Origin of the sequence: Labrys neptuniae (assembly GCF_040797145.1) — a bacterium.
Lineage (GTDB): Bacteria > Pseudomonadota > Alphaproteobacteria > Rhizobiales > Labraceae > Labrys > Labrys neptuniae.
In genome coordinates this window covers 473,751-489,629 of sequence record NZ_JBFNQD010000003.1, presented here as the reverse complement: position 1 = coordinate 489,629, position 15,879 = coordinate 473,751, and the positions used below count along the sequence as shown (strand labels likewise).

The following is a 15,879-nucleotide window of genomic DNA, read 5'->3' as shown; positions in this document are numbered from 1 at the left end:
ATCACATGCATCAGATGGAAAACACCGCCTCCGCCGCCGTTCGGCAGGCCGCTCCCGCTTTGGTCCTGACCCTGGCAGTCGCAACCGGGGCCATCGTCGGCAATCTCTATTATGCCCAGCCGCTGGTGGCCAAGATCGCGCCCGAGATCGGCATCGGCCCGGACCTGGCTGGCGCCATCGTCAGCCTCACCCAGATCGGCTACGGCCTCGGGCTCATCCTGCTGGTGCCCTTGGCCGATCTCATCGAAAACAAGGTTCTGGCCCTGGCGACGCTCGTTTGTGCGGCCGCCAGCCTGCTCCTGGCGGCTGGCGCGCAAGGTGTCGTGGCTTTCCTGTTCGCCTCGCTCGCCATCGGCATATTCTCGGCCGGAGCCCAGATCCTGGTGCCCTTCATCACCCATTTCGTTCCGCCCGAGCGGCGCGGACGCGCGGTCGGCCTGGTGATGGCGGGCCTGATCACCGGCATCATGCTGGCAAGGCCGGCCGCCCTTTTCGTGGCGGCCTATCTGAATTGGCGGGCAGTCTTCCTGGCATCCGCCGTGCTGATGATCGCGATCGGTGCCGTCCTGTGGCGCATGATGCCGCGCTACCAGCCGTCTGGCACGAGCCATTACGGGGCGGTGCTGGCCTCGCTGCCCGGCCTCGTGCGGAATACGCCGATCCTGCGTCGCCGCGCCCTCTATCAGATGCTGCTGTTCTGCGCCTTCAACCTGTTCTGGACCGCTGCGCCCTTGATGCTGACGGAACGTTTCGGCATGTCCGACTATGCGATCGGGCTCTTCGCCCTCGCCGGGGCGGGCGGGGCGCTGGCGGCACCGCTGGCGGGGCGCCTTGCCGATCACGGGCATGGCCGCATGGCGACCTATGGTGCGATGGCCTCTTTGGCGCTCGCCTTTCTCGCAACGGTTCTCGGCGAGCACATCCTGTCTCTTCTGGTGCTGATCGTGGCGACGCTGGTGATCGATGCGGCGGTCCAGACCAACCAGATCGTCAGCCAGCGCACCATCTTCTCGACGGCTCCGGCGGTCCGCGGCCGTATCAATGCCCTCTACATGACGACGGTGTTCGTCGGCGGGGCCCTCGGGTCGGTGCTGGGCACGCTGACCTACCATGCCGGTGGCTGGATGGTCACGGCTGCGACCGGCGCCGCGCTCGGCATCGCCGGGCTGGCCGCCTTCGCCACGGAACGGCTCGAACACCGCTCTCCTGACTGAGGAGGGCGGCGATAGCGTTTAGAGCGTTTTCCAGAAAAGTTGCTAGACTTTTCGATTAAGAAAACGCGTCAAAACAAAGAGATAGAGAGAAAGTGCGATTCAAGGAAATCGCACTTTGCTCTAGCCGTTCTTGCGCAAGAGCTTGCCCAAAGTGCCCGCAATGCCATCGCGGAAGGCGAGCACGCAGATGACGAAGACCGCACCTTGGGCCACCGTCACCCAGGAGCCGAGCGGGGCGAGATAGGTTTCCATCGCCACCACGAGCAGGGCGCCGAGCATCGGCCCGAACAGCGTGCCGGTGCCGCCGACAAGGGCCATCAGCACGACCTCGCCCGACATCGACCAGTGTACGTCTGTGAGCGAGGCAAGCTGGAACACCAGCGCCTTGGTGGCGCCGGCGATGCCAGCCAGCGTGGCCGACAGGGTGAACATCAGCAGCTTGAAGCGTTCGGCATCATAACCCAGCGACAAAGCGCGGGGCTCGTTGTCGCGGATCGCCTTCATCACCTGGCCGAAGGGTGAATGCACGATACGGTGGATGACGAACAGGCCCAGCAGCACGATCACGGCAACCAGGACATAGAGCGCCTTGTCGTCGGAAAGGTCGATGAGGCCGAACAGCTTGCCGCGCGGCACTGCCTGAATGCCGTCCTCGCCGCCGGTGAAGGGCGCCTGCAGGGCGAAGAAATACACCATCTGGGCCAGCGCCAGGGTGATCATGGCGAAATAGATGCCTTGGCGCCGGATGGCGAGCGAGCCGACCACGAGGCCGAGAACGGCGGCGACGGCGCCCCCGCACAGGATCGCCAGCTCGGGCGTCAGGCCCCAGACCTTGGCCGCGTGGGCACTGGCATAGCTCGCCATGCCGAAGAAGGCGGCATGGCCGAAGGAGAGCAGGCCGCCATAGCCGAGCAGGAGGTTGAAGGCGCAGGCGAACAGGCCGAAGCACAGCACCTTCATCACGAAGACGGGATAGGCAACGAAGGGGGCGACGGCGATCAGCACGACGATCAGCAGCATCACGCCGCGGTCACCCAGCAGCGGCGTGCCGCGGATTGCGGCGGCCGGTTGGATCGAGGCTGCCATCAGGAAGCCCTCCCGAACAGGCCGGCAGGCCGGACGAGCAGCACGATGACCATCACCACGAAGACCACGGTGGCCGAGCCCTGCTGGTAGAAATTCTTGACGATGCCCTCGATCAGGCCAAGGCCGAAGCCTGTCACCACCGAGCCGAGGATCGAGCCCATGCCGCCGATCACCACCACCGCGAAGACAACGATGATGAGGTCGGAGCCCATATTGGGATTGACGTTGGACGTGGTCGCCGCCAGCACGCCGGCCAGCCCGGCGAGACCGACACCGAAGCCATAGGTCAGCATGCGCAGCATCGGCACGTTGATACCGAAGGCCTCGACCAGCCTGGGGTTTTCGGTCGCCGCACGCAGATAGGCCCCGAGACGCGTCTTCTCGATCACCAGCCAGGTGGCGAGGCAGATGGCGAGCGAGAAGGCGATCACGAAGACACGGCTCTTGGGCAGCACCATGAAGCCGAGATTGACCGGCCCCGTCAGCGCTGATGGCAGGGTATAGGGCACGCCGGAGACGCCGTAATAATTGCGGAACAGGCCCTGGATGATCAGCGCCAGGCCGAAGGTGAGCAGCAGGCCGTAGAGATGGTCGAGCTGGTAGAGCCTGGAGATGAAGAGCCGCTCGATGGCGATGCCGACCAGGCCGACGCCCAGTGGTGCCAGGACGAGGGCCGGCCAGAAGCCGATGCCGGCATAGTTCAGCAGCATCCAAGCCGCGAAGGCGCCCATCATATAGAGGGCGCCATGGGCGAAATTGATGACGTTGAGCAGGCCGAAGATGATGGCAAGGCCGAGGCTGAGCAAGGCGTAGAAGGAGCCATTGATCAGGCCCAGCGCGAGCTGGGCCATGATGCCCTGCAGGGGAATGCCGAAAATCGTGGTCACCTTATGGGTCCTTCACCATCGTCTGCTTCGTCATCGGCGAAAAGGGCGAAAGGCGCGTGGCACGCTTCGCCACGCGCCGAGCGGCTCTCTAGTTACTTCGCCAGCGGGCAGCCGGCCTCGGCCATGGGCTGGAAGGCCTCACCCGCCGGAATGGTGGCGAGCAGCTTGTAATAATCCCACGGCCCCTTGGATTCGTCGGGCTTCTTGACCTGGAACAGGTACATGTCGTGGGTCACGCGGCCGTCCTTGCGGACCTCGCCCTTGCCGAACAGGGGGTCGTCGGTCGGCGTCGCCTTCATCTGGGCCATGACCTTGCCGGCATCCTTGGACTTGGCGGCTTCGATGGCCTTGAGATAGTGCAGGACACCGGCATAGACGCCGGCATGCACCATGGTCGGCATCTTGCCGCCGCTCTGTTCGGCGAAGCGCTTGGACCAGGCGCGGGTGCCGTCGTTGAGGTCCCAGTAGAAGGCTTCCGTCAGCACCAGGCCCTGGGCCGCCTGCAGGCCGAGCGCATGCACGTCGGAGATGAAGATCAACAGGCCCGCCAGGCTCTGGCCGCCCTGGGTGATGCCGAACTCGGCGGCCTGCTTGATGGCGTTGACGGTGTCGCCGCCGGCGTTGGCAAGACCGATCACCTTGGCGCCGGAGGACTGGGCCTGCAGCAGGAAGGAGGAGAAGTCGGAGGTCGGGAAGGGCGCCTTGATCGAGCCGAGCACCTTGCCCCCCGCAGCCGTGACGATAGCGGTGGCATTCTCCTCCAGCGACTTGCCGAAGGCATAGTCGGCGGTGATGAAGAACCAGCTGTCGCCGCCCTGCTTGACCATGGCGCCGCCCGTGCCCTTGGCCAGGGCATAGGTGTCATAGGTCCACATCAGCGTGTTAGGCGTGCATTGCTTGCCGGCGATCTCGGTGGAACCGGCGCCGGAATCGATGAAGATCTTGTTCTTTTCCTTGGTGACCTGGCTGACGGCGAGCGCCACCGAGGAGGTCGGCACGTCGAAGATGGCATCGACGCCGTCCTGATCGTACCATTGCCGGGCGATACCGGCCCCGATGTCGGGCTTGTTCTGATGGTCGGCCGAGACGATCTCGACTTTCAGGCCCTTTTCGGCGGCCTTGAAGTCTTCGACCGCCATTTTGGCGGCGATCACCGAGCCTTCGCCGGACAGGTCGGCATAGACGCCGGAACGGTCGTTGAGGATGCCGAGCTTGACTGCGATGTCCTCGGCGCTTGCCGGCCCCAGCGCCGAGCCTGCGAATACCGCGGCGAGGGCTGCTGCTGCGAGCAGGGTCCGTTTTGAAATCATAAGCGTCTCCCGTTCAGCTTTTTACACCGAGAGGAATTTTCAATACCTCTCGGTTCTCTCTAACGATTTTCGCCAAATCGGAGATTTGGCATCATTGGCGTCACACGCCCAGATAGGCGTGCAACTTGTCGCTGTTGGCTTCCAGCTCGGCATTGGGGATCATGTCGATCACCTTGCCCTGCTCGACGACATAGTGGCGGTCCGCCACGGTCGAGGCGAAGCGGAAATTCTGTTCGACCAGGATGATGGTGAAGCCGCGCTGCTTGAGGCTGGCGATGGTGTGCCCGATCTGCTCGACGATCACCGGTGCGAGGCCTTCGGTCGGTTCGTCGAGCAGCAGGAGATTGGCGCCGGTGCGCAGGATGCGGCCGATGGCCAGCATCTGCTGCTCGCCGCCCGAGAGCTTGGTACCCTGGCTGGTGAGGCGCTGCTTGAGATTGGGAAACAGGGTGAAGATCTCGTCCACGCTGAGGCCGCCGGGCTTCACCACCGGCGGCAGTTCGAGATTTTCCTTCACCGACAGGCTGGCGAAGATGCCGCGCTCCTCCGGGCAATAGCCGATACCCAGGCGGGCGACGTGGCGGGAGCCGAGACCGATGGTCTCCCGGCCGCCGAAACGGATCGAGCCCTTGCGCTTGGCCATCACGCCGATGATGGATTTCATCGTGGTGGTCTTGCCGGCGCCGTTGCGGCCGAGCAGGGTCACGACCTCGCCGGGATTGACGTCGAAATCGATGCCATGCAGCACATGGGACTCGCCATACCAGGCCTCGAGGCCTCGTACCCGCAGCAGGGGATCAGGCTTTTTCACGGGGTCAGGCATGGCCACTCCCGATATAGGCCTCGACCACGCGCGGGTCGCCGGAAACGGTTTTGTAGTCGCCCTGCGCCAGCACCTTGCCGCGTGCCAGCACGGTGATGGTGTTGGAGAGGGTGGCGACCACAGAAAGATTGTGCTCGACCATCAGGATGGTGCGGCTCGCCGCGATCTTGCGGATCAGCTCGGTGGTGCGCTCGACATCCTCGTGACCCATGCCGGCCATCGGTTCGTCCAGCAGCAGCATTTCGGGATCGAGCGCCAGGGTCGTCGCGAGCTCCAAAGCGCGCTTGCGGCCGTAGGAGAGTTCCTTGGCCGGCGTTGCGAGAAAGGATGACAGGCCGACGCTGTCGGCGAGTTCGGCGGCTTCGGGGTTCAGGCCGTCGAGAACACGCTGCGAGCGCCAGAAATCATAGGAGTGGCCTCGGCGGCGCTGCAGGGCGATGCGGATATTGTCGTTCACGCTCATTTCGCCGAACACGGCCGAGATCTGAAAGGACCGGACGAGGCCGAGCCTGGCCACGGCGGCGGGCTTCATGCCGGTAATGTCATGCCCCTTATAGGTGATGCGTCCGGCCGACGGAGACAGGAACTTGGTCAAGAGATTGAAACAAGTGGTCTTGCCGGCGCCGTTCGGACCGATCAAAGCATGGACCGTTCCGCGCATGACCGAGAGATCGACGCCGTCGACGGCCCGGAATCCCCTGAAATCCTTGGTCAGGCCTTCGGCTTTCAGGACTGTATCTTTTGCCATCAAGCGGAGCGTTTCCCCTGGCGCTTCTAAATCTTGCTTGGTTCTAGTCTTGGCCGTCCGGGCAAGCTTCGTCAATGGCGATATGGCACCAATACTGACCTTAAGATAGGCATCTCATTAGGCGGCGGCGGACACAGCAATATGACGGAATGCCGGGCCGGGCATGCCTGTTGCGGGGGTTGGAGCCCCGTCAGGCAACCCTCCGATCGATGTTCAGTGCGGTGCAGCATTGCCAATGCCTGCACCCCGTAGAACAAGCGACAATTTGGCTTGCAATGTTTAGGATTAGGTGATCAACTAAACAAATAAGCAAACTGCGAGCCGGCAGTGCCGGCCGTCACAAGAGTGCGGGGCGGAGGCGGGGCGATGGACAGCCAAGCAAGAGAGCAGCTCATTCGCGCGGTTGCGGCAACCATAATCCAACATTCCGAAGAGCTCACCGCGCTCGATCAGGCGATCGGTGACGGCGACCATGGGCTGAATCTCAAGCGGGGCTTCGAGGCGGTCACTGCCGAATTGCCCGGTCTTGCCGAAAAACCCTGGCCGGACCTGCTCAAGGCGGCCGGTATGGCGATGGTGATGAAGGTCGGCGGCGCGTCCGGCCCGCTTTTCGGCACCTTCTTCATGGAACTGGGTAAGACGGTGGGTGGCGAACCCGATCGGACAGCGGTGATCGCCGCCTTCGCCAAGGCCGTCGAGGCCGTCAAGGCGCGCGGCCGTTCGGAGGCCGGGCAGAAGACGCTGCTCGACGTCCTCGTCCCCGTCCAGGCCGCCCTGGCAGCCGGTGCCGATGCCGCCACGCTCAAGGCGGAAGCCATCGCCGCCGCCGACAGGACGGTGCCGATGCAGGCGATCCGCGGGCGCGCTTCCTTCCTGGGCGAACGCTCCGTCGGCCACATGGATCCGGGCGCTCGCTCCTCCTCGCTGATCATCGCCACGGTGGCAGACGAACTCAACAAACAGGGCCTGATGTCATGACCGTGAGTCTGGTGATCGTATCGCATTCGCCCAAGGTCGCCGAAGGCGCGGCCGACATGGTCAGGCAGATGGTGGGCGAGAGCGTGCGCGTCGCCTGGACGGGGGGCGATCCCGGGGGCGGGCTCGGCACCGATGTCGCCAAGATCATCACCGCCATCGATAGCGTCTGGTCCGAAGAGGGCGTCGCGGTCCTCGTCGACCTCGGCGGTGCCGAGACCAATGCCGAAATGGCCGTCGAGATGCTCGACGAGCATAAGCGCGACCTTGTGGTCATCTGCAATGCGCCGGTGGTCGAGGGAGCGGTGATCGCCGCGACCGAGGCCTCCGGCAATTCCTCCCTGGCCGCGGTCCGCTCCGCCGCCGAAGATCTCTATGGATAGGATTGATATGCCGGATATGAATGGAGCACTGACGGGCAAGGCCGAGCTGACCAACGCTATCGGGCTGCATGCCAGGCCGAGCGTGAAGCTCACCCAGCTCGCCAAGAGCTTCCAATCGAGCATCGAGCTGGCCACCGATGCGGCGGGGCCGTGGTTCGACGCCAAGAGCCCGGTCAAGGTCATGCGGGTGAAGGCGCCCAAGGGCACCGTGTTGCATTTCATGGCGGACGGACCGGATGCCGAGGCGGCGCTATCAGCGATTCTGGGCCTGATCGAGGACAAGTTCGGAGAAGAGTGACGATGCGGCATTCCACAGCGTTTTGCGATTTGACGGAGTCACCTCGAATCGCAAAGACGCGCCTAACCAAAGAGCTAGAGCAAACAAGCGTTCAGTCATGAACGCGCGTTGCTCTAGGGGCTGCCAAGGAGGTTGTCATGACTGAACGGCGGATGACGGGACGCCCTGCATCGCCCGGGCTGGCCTCCGGCCCCGTCTTCACGATCGGCAAGCCGAAGCCGCGGACCGAAAGGAAGGCACCGGCGCAGGAAGATGGCGACGCCGCCTTGCGCACCGCCATCGATTCAGCCTTGGTCGATCTGGTGTCCCTGGTCGAGGCCGTCGATGAAGAGGGAGCCGACATTATCGGCTTCCAGATCGCCATGCTCGAGGACGAGGCCCTGTCGGAGGGGGCCTTCGACGCGATCGCCGCCGGCGTTCCCCCCGTCCACGCGTGGCGCTCGGCCCTCGAAGCGGAGATCGCCGATTACGAACGCAGCGAGGATGCCTATTTCCGTGCCCGTGGCACCGACCTTGCCGATATCCGCGACCGCGTGCTCGCCCATCTCACCGGTGCGGCCGAAAGCGAGAAGGTGCCGCCCGGTTCCGTGCTGGTGGGCGAAGACCTGCCGCCGTCTTTGTTCCTGTCGGTCGACTGGAGCAAGGGCGGCGCGATTGCCCTGGGCGCCGGTTCGCCATCCTCCCATGTCGCCATGCTCGCCCGCAGTCGCCGCGTACCGATGGTGACCGGGCTCGGAGCGCTCGAGGAAGCGAGCCAGGCCATTGTCGACGGGGCGGCTGGAACTGTGACCTTCGATCCCGACAGTGCCTCGCTCGCCGATTTCGGCCCTGCCCTCGCACGCCGGCACGAAGCCGATGCCCGCGCGGAGACCATGAAGGCCGAGCCGGTGTTCCTGCCCAACGGCACGCGGGTCGACATCATGATCAACGTCGCCTCGCCGGACGATCTCAAGGGCATCTCACCGGAGATCTGCGACGGTATCGGCCTGGTGCGCACCGAGTTCCTATTCGAGCCTGGCCGGCCCCTGCCGGACGAGGAAGCGCAATATGCCGCCTATGTCGCCATCGCCGCCTGGGCCGATGGGCGGCCGGTGACGATCCGGACCCTCGATGCCGGCGGCGACAAGCCGATCGCTGGCGTCACCAGCGACGGCGAATCCAATCCTTTCCTTGGGCTGCGCGGATTGCGGCTGTCCCTGGCTCGCCCGGAAACCTTCCGCGTCCAACTCAGGGCCCTGGCGCGGGCCAGCCTGCATCACGAGATCCGCATCATGCTGCCGATGGTGACGGTGCCGGGAGAACTGGCCGAGGCGTCCGCCCTGCTCGACGAGGTGGTGGCGTCCCTCATCGCCGAAGGCACGCCCTGCCGCCGGCCGCCGCTTGGAATCATGGTCGAGGTTCCCGCGGCAGCCCTCGGCGCCCTGCGCTTCCCGGCGGATTTCTATTCGATCGGCTCCAACGATCTCACGCAATACACCATGGCAGCGGCGCGCGACATCGCCGACGTCGCCGGCCTCAACGACGCTGGCGATCCGGCCGTGCTCGAATTGATGGCTCGCGCTGTGGGTGCCGGCAAGGCGCGCAAGGTTCCGGTCTCGATCTGTGGGGATGCCGCGGGCGAGGTGCGCCTGGTGCCCAAGCTCATCGGCGTCGGCCTGACCTGCCTATCCGTGCCGCCCGCCCTGGTAGGGGCCGTCAAGGCCGCAATTGCAGATTTCAAACATGTCTGATGCCCGCGATGCCAGCACGCGTTCGATAGCGGCCTACAAGGCGCTGCTGCGGCGCGCGCTGGACAATCGTCCCTCGGGCACGAGGCTGAAATTGGCGGCGGCCCTCGGCACCAACAGGTCCTTCATTTCGCAGATCACCAATCCCGGCTATCCCATTCCGATTCCGGCCCAGCACCTCGACGTCATTTTCGAGGTCTGCCACCTCGCACCGGCAGAGAGGGCAGAGTTCCTCAAGGCCTATCAGACCGCCCATCCGGGGCGGACGCAGGCCCAGGGCAAGCCGGCCCAGGGGCGCAGCCTGACGCTGACTTTGCCGGATCTCGGCGATGTCAGACGCAACCAGGCGATGGACAAGGCCATTCTCGATTTCGTCGCCAGCCTCGTCCACTACACGCGCGCACTCGATCGCAAGGCCAAGGGGGAGGAGGAACCGGTTCCGGATGAGCCTGGAGAAAGCCAGGTTCGGAGTTGAGTCCGAATATCGGTTCCTGCAGCGGCCCGATCTAACCACGAACAATATGGAGGCCCATGGAATGAAGAAGCTCATCAATGCTGTCGACGACGTGCTGGCGCAGAGCCTGGACGGATTCGCGGCCGCGCACGCCGACATCGTCACCTTGGGCGAGGAGCGCAAATTCGTGCGCCGCCGCCAGGTCAAGCCCGGCAAGGTGGCCCTCATCTCCGGGGGTGGGTCCGGTCATGAGCCGCTGCATGCCGGCTTCGTCGGCTTCGGCATGCTCGATGCCGCCTGTCCGGGCCAGGTCTTCACCTCGCCCACGCCCGACCAGATGATGGCGGCGGCCGAGGCCGTCGATGGCGGTGCGGGCACGCTCTATATCGTCAAGAACTACGAGGGCGACGTGATGAATTTCGCCATGGCGGCGGAGATGGCGTCCGGCCCCGTCGAAAGCCTGATCCTCGACGACGACGTCGCCGTGGAGAACTCGACTTGGACCACCGGCCGGCGCGGCGTTGCCGGTACGCTGATCGTCGAGAAGATCCTCGGCGCTGCGGCCGAGCGTGGGGACGACCTCGCGAGCCTCAAGGCCCTGGGTGTGCGCGTCAACAGCCATACGCGCTCGATGGGCGTGGCGCTCACCTCCTGCACGGTTCCGGCCGCCGGCAAGCCGACCTTCAGCCTCGGCGAGGACGAGATGGAGATGGGCGTCGGCATCCATGGCGAACCGGGCCGTCGCCGCGTCAAGCTGGCTTCCGCCGATGCCATCGTCGACGAGATGCTGGGCGCCATCGTCGGCGACCTCTCGCTGACCTCGGCCACCGAGGTCCTGCTCTTCGTCAACGGCTTCGGCGGTACGCCGTTGATGGAGCTTTATCTGATGCAGGATAGGGCCCGCAAATGGCTCGACGGCAAGGGCATCAAGGTCGCCTGCTCGCTGACGGGCTCCTATGTCACTTCGCTCGACATGGCCGGCTGCTCGCTGACGCTCTCGGTGCTGGACGACCAGGCCAAGGCGCTGTGGGATGCGCCAGTGCATACCCCGGCCCTGCGCTGGGGTATGTGAGGGGCGTGGGCTTGTCGGGTGCCGCGGGGCCAGCAGCTTTTGGTCCAGACGAATAAGACGCCATCTTCCTTCTCCCCTTGCGGGAGAAGGTGCCCCAAAGGGGCGGATGAGGGGTGAAACAAAACCTTCCCCGAGATATGCGCCAACATCCCTCATCCGTCATTGCTGCGCAATGCCACCTTCTCCCGCAGGGGGAGAAGGAAGATTGCGCCTTTCCTTGCTGCCTCAACCCGCCAGCAGTTCATCCGTCGAAGCAAGCTTGGCGTAGCCGAAGGCGAGCGATGCCATGGCGGCGGCATGGACCTGCGCCGCCGGTACGGTGACTCCGCCGAATTCCAGGTCCCGTGTGGCCGCGGCATCATGGGCAACGGTGACCGCATAGCCGAAATCGGCTGCCGCCCGGGTCGTCGCCTCGATGCACATATGGCTCATCGCGCCGGCGACCAGGAGGTCGGTGACGCCGGCATCGTCGAGCAGCTTCTTGAGGTTGGTGTCCCTGAAGGAGTTGGGGAAGTTCTTGACGACGACCTCTTCGCCGGCGCGGTTGGCGACACCCGGGTTGATCTCGGCGCCCGGCGTGCCGGCCACGAAGAAGGGGGCATCCGCCTTGGCCGCTTCATGGCGCACATGCACCACGAGGTCGTTCTTCGTCCGAGCCGCCTCCAGCAGGCGCGCGGCATTGGCGGTGGCCGCCTCGATGCCGGACAGGGTCCATTTGCCGCCCGGGAAATAGTCGTTCTGGATATCGACGAGGATCAAGGCACGCTTGGACATGGGGTGTTTCTCCAGTTTCAAAGGATATCGTGATTGCTGAAATAGGACGCGCGGGGCAGAATGCCGATTGGCACATGTGACAAAAATCAGGGCGAAAGTGACAAATGACCTCGGCTCCCTCCGAGATCGGCCTCTTGGCCTATCCCGACGTTCAACTGGCCGCGCTCTATGGTCTGACCGACCTCTTCGCCATCGCCGACAGAATCGCGCGGGAGCGCAGGGAAGGCAGTGGCCCGCTGCTGCGAGTGAGCCATTGGGAGTGTGATGCCGGCGGCCAGATCCGCAATCGCGACGGCGCGGACGACGCGATCCCAAGCATGATCATCCTGCCGCCGAGCCTGGCAAAGCCGCCGAGCGACGCCTGGACCTCCAACCTCGCCGAATTCCTGCGCAACTGTCATGGTCGCGGCAGCGTGCTTGCCTCGGTCTGCATCGGCGCTTTCCTGCTCGCGGAAACCGGATTGCTCGACGGGCGCGAGGCGACCACCCACTGGAGCTACGCCGATGATCTCGCCGAGCGCTTCGGCAAGGTCAGGGTGGATTCGGCCAAGATCGTGATCGACGACGGCGACATCATCACTGCCGCCGGATTGATGTCCTGGACCGATCTCGGCCTGAAACTGGTGGAGAAATTGCTCGGAACCAGCGTGATGGTGGCGACGGGACGCGCCATGCTGGTGGATCCGCAGGGGCGCGAGCAGCGCCATTACAGCGTGTTCTCGCCGCGGCTCAACCACGGCGACGGAGCGATCCTCGCGGTTCAGCACTGGCTTCAGCAGGCCTATGCCGGCGACGTCGACGTCAACGCCATGGCGGCCAGGGCCGGGTTGGAAAGGCGCACCTTCCTGCGCCGTTTCGGCAAGGCCACGGGCCTGAGGCCCATCGAATATTGCCAGCAATTGCGTGTTGCCAAGGCTCGCGACATGCTGGAGACGACGCGGCTTTCCTTCGACCGCATCGCCTGGAATGTCGGCTATGGCGATCCGGTTTCCTTCCGCAAGATCTTCGTGCGGACGATGGGATTGACCCCGGGCGATTATCGCCGCCGCTTCGGCGCGGCGTGAGCCACGGGGGCCGTCGTGTCCGACAAGTGTAATTCAAGGCACACTTGCGGGGTATTTTTCAACTATCAAGATTGCTGCGAAAGTCGTTGGGATTTTGCTCGGGGGATTGGCCATGCGCAGGATCGGCGTTCTGATCTGCGGATTGCTTTTCTGGACTCTGCTTGATCCGGCCCAAGCTGGTATCGCAGACGATATCTATGCCCAAGGCAATCATGCCGAGGCTTTCAGGCTTTATAAGGCGCAAGCCGAAACAGGCGATGCGAGTGCCCAGCTCAAGATCGCCGTGATGCTGCATGAAGGTCGGGGCGTTGCGCGAGACGACGTTCAGGCCGCCGCCTGGATGCGCAAGGCGGCCGATCAAGGCAATGCCAACGCGCAATACAATCTTGCTTCCCTCTACCTCAAGGGAGAAGGGGTGCCCCAGGATTATGGGCAGGCAGCTTTTTGGTATCGCAAGGCTGCTGACCTGGGACATGCCGGAGCGCAGAATGCTCTCGGCTTTCTCCATGCCAAAGGCTGGGGCATGCCGCAGGATTTCGGTCAGGCCGTCATATTGTTTCGCAAGGCACTGGCGCGGGGGGATAGCGAGGCCCAGTATAATCTCGGCATCCTCTATGAACGCGGCCAAGGCGTGGTACAAAACAATGCCCAGGCAGTAGCCCTTTTCCGTAGCGCGGCCGAGCGGGAGCATGTCAAGGCGCAGATTGCCCTCGGCACCATTTACGCTGAGGGACGGCAGGATTTGGCTCAAGATTATGGCCAGGCCGCCTTCTGGTTCCGCCGAGCTGCCAACCAGGGCAACGCCGAGGCGCAATACGGTCTCGGCCAGATGTATCTTCAAGGCAAAGGCGTCACGCAAAGTGCCAGCCAAGCCGCCGATTGGTTCCGCAAGGCGGCAGACCAGGGCAATGCCGCTGCGCAGAACAGCCTAGGTTCCCTCTACGCCAGTGGCCGGGGCGTGCTGCAGGAAATTGCGCAAGCTGCCGCCCTTTATCGCAAAGCGGCTGCTCAAGGCCATGCCGGCGGACAGTATAATCTTGGCCTGCTCTACGCCGATGGCCGGGGTGTCGCCCAGGATTACGGCCAAGCTATCGAGCTGTATCGCAAAGCAGCCGCTCAGGGAGATGCCTTGGCGCAGAACAATCTCGCCGTTCTCTTTGCCGAGGGGCTGGGCGGGCCGCGCGATTATACCCAATCGGCCGCCCTATTCCGCAAGGCGGCCGAGCAGGGCCATGTCGAGGCGCAGTTCAATCTCGGGCTCCAATATGCCAGGGGACTGGGCATGCCCCTGGACTACGGCCAAGCGGCCTTGTGGTATCGCAAGGCCGCGGATCAGGGCCATGCTGGTGCCCAAACCAATCTCGGTCTGCTCTATCGAAACGGCCAGGGCGTGGCCCGGGATTACGAGCAGGCGGTAGCCTGGCTCGGCAAGGCGGCGGCCCAGGGGGATGCCGATGGCCAGAACAGCCTCGCTGCCCTCTATGTCGAGGGCCAGGGCGTCAAGCGGGACTATGGTCGGGCGGCCGACATTCTCCGTAAGATCGCCGAACGGGGACACGCCGGAGCGCAATACAATCTCGGCTTCCTCTATGAAAAGGGGCTAGGTCTCACCCAGGATTATGGGCAGGCCGCGTTCTGGTTTCGCAAGGCCGCGGATCAAGGGGATGCGGGGGCGTTGAACGAACTGGGTTCTCTCCATGCCCTCGGGTACGGTGTGTCACAGGACCATGCCAAGGCTGCCGAACTCTATCGCAAGGCCGCTGATCGAGGCTTTGCCAGGGCGCAGTACAACCTCGGCATTCTCTACGCCAATGACCAGGGGACGGCACGAGACTATGCCCAGGCAGCCTTTTGGCTGAGCAAGGCTGCGGATCAGAATGATCTCAACGCTCTGGTGGACCTGGGCGTGCTTCATGCCAATGGCTGGGGGGTAAAGCAAGATTATGCCCGAGCCGGGGAGCTCTATCGTAAAGCCGCCGCGCAGGGCCTGGCCAGGGCACAATACTATCTCGGCGATCTCTATGAGAACGGTCGCGGCGTGCCGCGCGATTATGTCTTGGCCGGTGGCCTTTATGGCAAGGCGGCCGAGCAGGGCGATGCCGACGCGCAGAACAGCCTGGGCATGCTCCATGCGAATGGCTGGGGTGTCACACTGGACCCGGGACAGGCGACCGCGCTTTACCGCAAAGCCGCCGAACAGGGCAATGCCAAGGCGCAGTTCAATCTCGGCACGGCTTATCTGCAGGGCAAGGGCGTCGCACAACGCCAGGATGAGGCCGCCCTCTGGTTTCGCAAGGCCGCCGACCAAGGCGATCTCCACGCTCTGAACGCCCAAGGCGTGCTTTACGCCAATGGCTGGGGCGTGGCGCAAGATTATATCAAGGCCGCGGCTCTCTTCCGTAAGGCCGCTGACCGAGGCAATGCCCAGGCACAATTCAATCTCGGTCGCCTTTGTGCCAACGGGCAGGGGGTGAGGCAGGACTATGTCGAGGCCGTGGCGCTCTATCGCAAGGCTGCCGATCAGGGCGACGCCAATGCACAGAACGACCTCGGCGCGCTCTATGCCAAGGGTCAGGGCGTAGTGCAGGACCAAGCCACGGCTGCAGCGTTCTACCGTAAGGCGGCCGTCCAGGGCCATGTCACCGCGCAGGTCAATCTCGCCGCCCTCTATGCCAACGGTCAGGGCATGCCGCAGGACTATTTCCAGGCTGCCTTCTGGCTCGGCAAGGCGGCCGAGCAGGGTGACGCCGCCGGGTTGGATGGCCTTGGCACCCTTTATGCCAATGGTTGGGGCGTGCCGCAGGATTACGTCATGGCTGCGGACCTCTTGCGCAAGGCGGCCGATCAGGGGCGTGCCAGCGCGCAATATGCGCTCGGCACCCTATATGCGCGGGGGCTGGGTGTTGCCCGCGACAAGCAGCAGGCTTTGTTCTGGTTTGGCAAGGCTGCGGACCAGGGACATGCCAAGGCCAAGGCTGAGCTGCAGGCAGCAAAACAGGCGCAGTGAAAGCTCGGAAGCATCGCGAGGAAGGCCGGCAATCGATTGGGCGCCTTTCGTCCCGCG

15 protein-coding genes and 1 pseudogene are annotated in these 15,879 nt (G+C 64.2%); 10 read left to right on the top strand and 6 right to left on the bottom strand.

Annotation, left to right across the window (positions count from 1 at the left end; genetic code table 11):
• Positions 1–5: 5 nt before the first annotated feature.
• A complete protein-coding gene (locus tag ABXS05_RS12990; protein ID WP_367624187.1) occupies positions 6–1,214 on the top strand; it encodes an MFS transporter in 1,209 nt (402 codons plus the stop codon).
• A gap of 120 nt (positions 1,215–1,334) precedes the next feature.
• On the opposite strand, the gene ABXS05_RS12985 is transcribed toward ABXS05_RS12990, so the two are convergent.
• From ABXS05_RS12985 to ABXS05_RS12965, 5 genes are all read right to left on the bottom strand, one after another.
• On the bottom strand, positions 1,335–2,300 hold the full coding sequence (locus ABXS05_RS12985) for a branched-chain amino acid ABC transporter permease (RefSeq protein ID WP_367624186.1): 966 nt from the start codon (positions 2,298–2,300) through the stop codon (positions 1,335–1,337).
• Positions 2,300–3,187, bottom strand: a complete 888-nt coding sequence (locus ABXS05_RS12980) for a branched-chain amino acid ABC transporter permease (protein ID WP_311933668.1) — start codon at positions 3,185–3,187, stop codon at positions 2,300–2,302. Before ABXS05_RS12980 ends, ABXS05_RS12985 begins: the two co-directional genes overlap by 1 nt.
• Positions 3,188–3,279: 92 nt before the next feature.
• Positions 3,280–4,497 carry an ABC transporter substrate-binding protein gene (locus ABXS05_RS12975; protein ID WP_367624185.1) on the bottom strand — a complete coding sequence of 406 codons (1,218 nt, stop codon included), beginning with the start codon at positions 4,495–4,497 and terminating at the stop codon, positions 3,280–3,282.
• A gap of 100 nt (positions 4,498–4,597) precedes the next feature.
• On the bottom strand, positions 4,598–5,320 hold the full coding sequence (locus ABXS05_RS12970) for an ABC transporter ATP-binding protein (protein ID WP_367624184.1): 723 nt from the start codon (positions 5,318–5,320) through the stop codon (positions 4,598–4,600).
• Positions 5,313–6,068 (bottom strand): ABC transporter ATP-binding protein, encoded by a 756-nt coding sequence (locus ABXS05_RS12965; RefSeq protein ID WP_311933661.1) that lies wholly within the window; start codon positions 6,066–6,068, stop codon positions 5,313–5,315. Before ABXS05_RS12965 ends, ABXS05_RS12970 begins: the two co-directional genes overlap by 8 nt.
• A gap of 366 nt (positions 6,069–6,434) precedes the next feature.
• Here ABXS05_RS12965 and dhaL point away from each other — a divergent pair, with 366 nt between their 5' ends.
• From dhaL to dhaK, 6 genes are all read left to right on the top strand, one after another.
• Positions 6,435–7,046: a dihydroxyacetone kinase subunit DhaL gene (dhaL, locus tag ABXS05_RS12960; protein ID WP_311933659.1), complete on the top strand. Its 612-nt coding sequence runs from the start codon at positions 6,435–6,437 to the stop codon at positions 7,044–7,046.
• Positions 7,043–7,426, top strand: coding sequence for a dihydroxyacetone kinase phosphoryl donor subunit DhaM (dhaM, locus tag ABXS05_RS12955; protein WP_149254153.1), 384 nt, complete (start codon positions 7,043–7,045; stop codon positions 7,424–7,426). The genes dhaL and dhaM overlap by 4 nt, the downstream gene beginning before the upstream one ends.
• A 16-nt stretch (positions 7,427–7,442) precedes the next feature.
• The gene (locus ABXS05_RS12950) at positions 7,443–7,724 is read left to right on the top strand and encodes an HPr family phosphocarrier protein (RefSeq protein ID WP_149255507.1); all 282 of its coding nucleotides are present in this window, start codon (positions 7,443–7,445) and stop codon (positions 7,722–7,724) included.
• A gap of 137 nt (positions 7,725–7,861) precedes the next feature.
• Positions 7,862–9,454 carry a putative PEP-binding protein gene (locus ABXS05_RS12945; protein WP_367624183.1) on the top strand — a complete coding sequence of 531 codons (1,593 nt, stop codon included), beginning with the start codon at positions 7,862–7,864 and terminating at the stop codon, positions 9,452–9,454.
• Positions 9,447–9,926, top strand: a complete 480-nt coding sequence (locus ABXS05_RS12940) for a hypothetical protein (RefSeq protein WP_367624182.1) — start codon at positions 9,447–9,449, stop codon at positions 9,924–9,926. The genes ABXS05_RS12945 and ABXS05_RS12940 overlap by 8 nt, the downstream gene beginning before the upstream one ends.
• 61 nt (positions 9,927–9,987) lie before the next feature.
• A complete protein-coding gene (dhaK, locus tag ABXS05_RS12935) occupies positions 9,988–10,977 on the top strand; it encodes a dihydroxyacetone kinase subunit DhaK (protein WP_367624181.1) in 990 nt (329 codons plus the stop codon).
• 225 nt (positions 10,978–11,202) lie between these two features.
• Here dhaK and ABXS05_RS12930 read toward each other — a convergent pair whose 3' ends face one another.
• Positions 11,203–11,751: a cysteine hydrolase family protein gene (locus ABXS05_RS12930; protein WP_367624180.1), complete on the bottom strand. Its 549-nt coding sequence runs from the start codon at positions 11,749–11,751 to the stop codon at positions 11,203–11,205.
• A gap of 104 nt (positions 11,752–11,855) precedes the next feature.
• Between ABXS05_RS12930 and ABXS05_RS12925 the strand changes: the two genes are divergently transcribed.
• From ABXS05_RS12925 to ABXS05_RS12915, 3 genes and pseudogenes are all read left to right on the top strand, one after another.
• Positions 11,856–12,815, top strand: a complete 960-nt coding sequence (locus ABXS05_RS12925; RefSeq protein WP_367624179.1) for a GlxA family transcriptional regulator — start codon at positions 11,856–11,858, stop codon at positions 12,813–12,815.
• Positions 12,816–12,927: 112 nt separating this feature from the next.
• Positions 12,928–13,455, top strand: a pseudogene (locus ABXS05_RS12920) (tetratricopeptide repeat protein); the annotation flags it as partial.
• 102 nt (positions 13,456–13,557) lie between these two features.
• A complete protein-coding gene (locus ABXS05_RS12915) occupies positions 13,558–15,822 on the top strand; it encodes a tetratricopeptide repeat protein (RefSeq protein WP_367624316.1) in 2,265 nt (754 codons plus the stop codon).
• Positions 15,823–15,879: the final 57 nt, after the last annotated feature.

Excerpts from the sequence above, each read along its gene's own strand:
- ABXS05_RS12990 (WP_367624187.1), top strand. The coding sequence starts at position 6 with ATGCATCAGATGGAAAACACCGCCTCCGCCGCCGTTCGGCAGGCCGCT.
- ABXS05_RS12985 (WP_367624186.1), bottom strand. The coding sequence starts at position 2,300 with ATGGCAGCCTCGATCCAACCGGCCGCCGCAATCCGCGGCACGCCGCTG.
- ABXS05_RS12975 (WP_367624185.1), bottom strand. The coding sequence starts at position 4,497 with ATGATTTCAAAACGGACCCTGCTCGCAGCAGCAGCCCTCGCCGCGGTA.
- ABXS05_RS12970 (WP_367624184.1), bottom strand. The coding sequence starts at position 5,320 with ATGCCTGACCCCGTGAAAAAGCCTGATCCCCTGCTGCGGGTACGAGGC.
- ABXS05_RS12965 (WP_311933661.1), bottom strand. The coding sequence starts at position 6,068 with ATGGCAAAAGATACAGTCCTGAAAGCCGAAGGCCTGACCAAGGATTTC.
- dhaL (WP_311933659.1), top strand. The coding sequence starts at position 6,435 with ATGGACAGCCAAGCAAGAGAGCAGCTCATTCGCGCGGTTGCGGCAACC.
- dhaM (WP_149254153.1), top strand. The coding sequence starts at position 7,043 with ATGACCGTGAGTCTGGTGATCGTATCGCATTCGCCCAAGGTCGCCGAA.
- ABXS05_RS12950 (WP_149255507.1), top strand. The coding sequence starts at position 7,443 with ATGAATGGAGCACTGACGGGCAAGGCCGAGCTGACCAACGCTATCGGG.
- ABXS05_RS12945 (WP_367624183.1), top strand. The coding sequence starts at position 7,862 with ATGACTGAACGGCGGATGACGGGACGCCCTGCATCGCCCGGGCTGGCC.
- ABXS05_RS12940 (WP_367624182.1), top strand. The coding sequence starts at position 9,447 with ATGTCTGATGCCCGCGATGCCAGCACGCGTTCGATAGCGGCCTACAAG.
- dhaK (WP_367624181.1), top strand. The coding sequence starts at position 9,988 with ATGAAGAAGCTCATCAATGCTGTCGACGACGTGCTGGCGCAGAGCCTG.
- ABXS05_RS12930 (WP_367624180.1), bottom strand. The coding sequence starts at position 11,751 with ATGTCCAAGCGTGCCTTGATCCTCGTCGATATCCAGAACGACTATTTC.
- ABXS05_RS12925 (WP_367624179.1), top strand. The coding sequence starts at position 11,856 with ATGACCTCGGCTCCCTCCGAGATCGGCCTCTTGGCCTATCCCGACGTT.